Source organism: Amycolatopsis keratiniphila subsp. keratiniphila, assembly GCF_001620365.2.
Classification (GTDB): Bacteria; Actinomycetota; Actinomycetes; order Mycobacteriales; family Pseudonocardiaceae; genus Amycolatopsis; species Amycolatopsis keratiniphila.
Map to the genome: position 1 here is coordinate 3,075 of NZ_LQMT02000050.1, position 3,517 is coordinate 6,591.

At 68.6% G+C, this 3,517-nt stretch carries 4 protein-coding genes and 1 pseudogene; 2 read left to right on the forward strand and 3 right to left on the reverse strand.

What is annotated here, in order from left to right:
- A pseudogene (locus AVR91_RS40950) lies at nucleotides 1-958 on the reverse strand (1,4-alpha-glucan branching protein); the annotation flags it as partial.
- Entirely contained in the window at nucleotides 955-1,728 is a 774-nt protein-coding gene (locus AVR91_RS40955; protein ID WP_063277515.1) for a class I SAM-dependent methyltransferase, read from the reverse strand. The gene AVR91_RS40955 and the pseudogene AVR91_RS40950, both read right to left, overlap by 4 nt.
- A 70-nt stretch (nucleotides 1,729-1,798) precedes the next feature.
- On the opposite strand from AVR91_RS40955, the gene AVR91_RS40960 reads away from it, so the two are divergent.
- Nucleotides 1,799-2,221 carry a hypothetical protein gene (locus AVR91_RS40960; RefSeq protein ID WP_063277516.1) on the forward strand — a complete coding sequence of 141 codons (423 nt, stop codon included), beginning with the start codon at nucleotides 1,799-1,801 and terminating at the stop codon, nucleotides 2,219-2,221.
- Here the strand turns inward: AVR91_RS40960 and AVR91_RS40965 are convergent.
- On the reverse strand, nucleotides 2,202-3,053 hold the full coding sequence (locus AVR91_RS40965; RefSeq protein WP_083715351.1) for a DegV family protein: 852 nt from the start codon (nucleotides 3,051-3,053) through the stop codon (nucleotides 2,202-2,204). The genes AVR91_RS40960 and AVR91_RS40965 overlap by 20 nt on opposite strands.
- 243 nt (nucleotides 3,054-3,296) lie before the next feature.
- Between AVR91_RS40965 and AVR91_RS40970 the strand changes: the two genes are divergently transcribed.
- The coding region (locus tag AVR91_RS40970) for an electron transfer flavoprotein subunit beta/FixA family protein (RefSeq protein WP_394329984.1) at nucleotides 3,297-3,517 on the forward strand (221 nt) is incomplete at its 3' end.

Consider the following 3,517-nt stretch of genomic DNA (forward strand, 5'->3'; position numbering starts at 1 on the left):
CGCGGCCGTGCTCGGCCTTGAGCGAACGCAGGCGGGCGACGACGGTGTCGACGAAGTCCTGGACGTGGCCGCCGAGGGTGGCCGTCGCCATCGCCGGGTCGTACGGCGCCTTGTCCGGCGGTTCGACGGTCTTGCCGGTCACCCGCGAGGGTTTGAGACCGACTTCGTGCGCCCAGGTGTGGAAGTCGCGATAGGCGGCATGGCCGGGATATCCGGCCTTCGGTGACCAGACGCGGTAAGTGACTTCGAGGTCGCGGCCGAAGCACACGACGTCGGAATCGCCGACCGTCCGGGCCGCCGAGGTGTCGCCGTGCAGCGACGGTCCGTCGACCATGAACCGCTGGACTCCCGCAGCGGCATATCCGGCCTCCATACCGGGCGCGTAGCCGCACTCGGGTGCCCAAATGCCTTCGGGACGCCGTCCGATCCGCAGCGCGGTGTCGGCCAGGCCGCCGCGCAGCATGAAGTCGCGGACCGCCGGGTCGAGCAGCGGCTGGAACGGATGCGCCAGCGGTCCGCCGAGCAGTTCGATCGTCCCGTTGTCCACAAAGGACCGCAGGATCGGGGAGAAACCTTGTCGCCAGCGGGTTTCGAGCTCTTCCGAGGCCTTGAGTGCCGTCCGGTACTCACTCGCCGCGAGCTCGCGCAGCAGCGGGTCGCCCCGCCATAGGGTGGACGCGTGCCAGGAGCGCAGCTGCCAATGGCCGAGCCAGTCGTGGAAGGCGTCGATGCAGTAAGGGTCGTCGAGCTGGGCGGCGAGGATCGGCGTCATGCCGAGGGTGAGGACGTCTTCGCGGCCCTCGTCGGCGAAGCGACGCAGGAGATCGACCATCGGCAGATAGGAATGCGCCCACGCTTGGTAGAGCCATTCCTCGCCGACCGGCCAGGATCCGTGATGCGGCAGCCACGGCAGATGGCTGTGCACTACCAGACAGAACGTGCCCTCGTACTCGCTCATGGGCGCACCGCCACGGCGACCAGGTCGAGGCTGGCGTCGAGGTCGTCACCATGGATCGCGAAGTCCGCGGCCTTGATGCCTTCGACGTCGGCCAGCAGTTCGGCGGGCCAGGTCGCCTGCCCGGGCAGCTGCCCCATGACGACGTCGAGCTGGGCGTCGATGATCGAGCCGCCGTACTTGGCGTCGAGCTTCGCAACGCCTTCGCCGTGGTGGAGTCCGTGCAGCGTCTCGACCTCGAACCCGGCGTCGCGCAGCAATTCGTCCAATTCGGACGGTGCGAGTTCCCTGGTGTGGAACGGGTTGAGCGGGGTGTCGCTGTCCGGGGTGAAGGTCAGCCGGTTGGGCGTGGTGACGATCAGCCGTCCGCCGGGGGAGAGTACGCGGCGGCATTCGGCGAGGAAGGCGCCCTGATCCCAGAGGTGCTCGATCACCTGGAAGTTGGCGACGACGTCGACCGAGGCGTCCCGCAGCGGCAGGAACACCAGGTTCGCCCTCGCCACGCCGATGCCGGGGTAGCGCCGGGCGACGTGCTCGGTGGTGGGGACGTCGTAGTCGAGGGCGAGCACCCGCTCGGCGACGGTGGCGATGAGCCCGGCGCCGTAACCCTCGCCGCAGCCTGCCTCCAGGACGGCCTTGCCTTCGCAGAGCGGCAGGAGCTTTTGATACGCGGCCTCGTGGCGCCGGAACCAGTAGTTCTCCTCGGCGATGCCCGGCACGGTGCGTTCACCGGTGAGGTGCAGCGCTTCGGCCCTGGTGGCTGGGGTGGTCACGCCGCGACCCTACCGGCCGGTCACTTCGGCCCGCGTGTCACGTTTCGCGGCGCCACGCAGTCCAGGAGGTATGCAACGGACATTCACCCGCGTACTGCTCGTCGTCTTCGGCCTCATCGAACTGCCCGTGGGGCTGTGGCCGCTGTTCAGCCCGGAGGGCTTCTACCGGGACTTCCCGGGGTTCCGCACCGGCTGGGTGGCGATGGACGGCCCCTTCAACGAACACCTGATCCAGGACTTCGGCGGCCTCAACCTCGCGCTCGCGGCCATGCTGATCGGCGCCGCCGTGATCGGGACGACCGCGGTGGCCAGGCTCGCCGCGCTCGCCACCTTCTGCTTCGGGCTTCCGCACTTCCTCTACCACCTGGGCCACGTCTCGCATTTCGAGCCGGTGGACCAGGTGCTGATCGTCGCGACGACGGCGCTGGGCGCGGTGCTCCCGGTGGTGCTGGCGCTGATCCCCTCGAAGCGGGTTACACCGGCGACACCGTGATGCCGATGGCACCCGGCCCGAGGTGGGCGCCGAGGATCATGCTGGCGTCCACCAGGGTGCTGTCGACCATATGCGGCAGCCGCGCCCGCAGCCGCCCGCCGATCTCGAGATCGCGTTCGTCCGGGCCGAACCGGGTGATGGCGACCTCCACCTCCTGATCGCCCGCGCATTCCACCGCGAGGTCGACGAGTTTGTTGAGCGCCCGCCGCTGGCCCGGCACCCGGGTCAGCGGGGCGACCTCGCCGTTCTTCAAGGTCAGCAGGGGTTTGATCGAGAACGCGGAGCCGAGGAACGCCTGCGCCGCGCCGATCCGTCCGCCGCGGCGCAGGAACTCCAGCGTGTCGACGTAGAGGATCTCCCGGCTGCCGCGGAAGCGGCGTTCGGCCGCGTCGATGACGCGGGTGGCCTGCCCGCCGGCGGCGGCGACCTTGGCCGCCGAGGTCGCCGCGAAACCGAGACTCATCCCGGTGGTCCCGCTGTCGAGGACGTGCACGGGGATGTTCACCTGCTGGGCGGCCTCGCGGGCGGCGTTCACCGTCTCCGACATCCGTCCCGAGATGTGGACGCTGACGATCGCGGACGCGCCCTTGCTCGCGGCGTCCTGGAACGCCCAGAAGAACGCGGCGACCTCGGGCGGTGCCGTCTTCACCGGCGTACCCGCCCGCAGATGGCCGATGACTTCCTCGCGGTCGTAGCGGTTCTCCTCGTCGAACTGCTCTCCGACCTGCAGTTGGACCTGAACGACGCCGATTCCCCAGCGTTCGGCGACCGGGACGGGGAGGCAGGCGGTCGAGTCCGTGATCACGGCGACAGGGCCGGGCATGGAACGCATGGTGGGGCAGGTTATCCCTTCACCATCTCCGCGAGTACCCCGGAATACGGCCGTTCGGGTTAGTCGGCCGGTTACACTCACTTCCGGGTGAATTACCTGGACGATGGTCCCACTAAAACGTGCATCCAGGTGAATGAGGTCACCTCGGCGGGCCTCGGCACTGAAATGGCCCTAATCTACCGGCCAGTAGAGCTGTTGCCCCGTGGCCGACGCCGGCCACTAACGGGAGGTCGAAGTAGACCCATGACGAACATCGTTGTCCTGGTCAAGCAGGTACCGGACACCTACTCGGAGCGGAAGCTCTCCGGTGCCGACAACACTCTTGACCGCGAATCCGCCGACGCCGTGCTCGACGAGATCAACGAGAAGGCCGTCGAAGAAGCACTGAAGATCAAGGAAGCCGGCGAGGGCGAGGTCACCGTCGTCTCGGTGGGTCCCGACCGCGCGACCGACGCGATCCGCAA

Excerpts from the sequence above, each read along its gene's own strand:
- AVR91_RS40965 (WP_083715351.1), bottom strand. The coding sequence starts at position 3,053 with ATGCGTTCCATGCCCGGCCCTGTCGCCGTGATCACGGACTCGACCGCC.
- AVR91_RS40960 (WP_063277516.1), top strand. The coding sequence starts at position 1,799 with ATGCAACGGACATTCACCCGCGTACTGCTCGTCGTCTTCGGCCTCATC.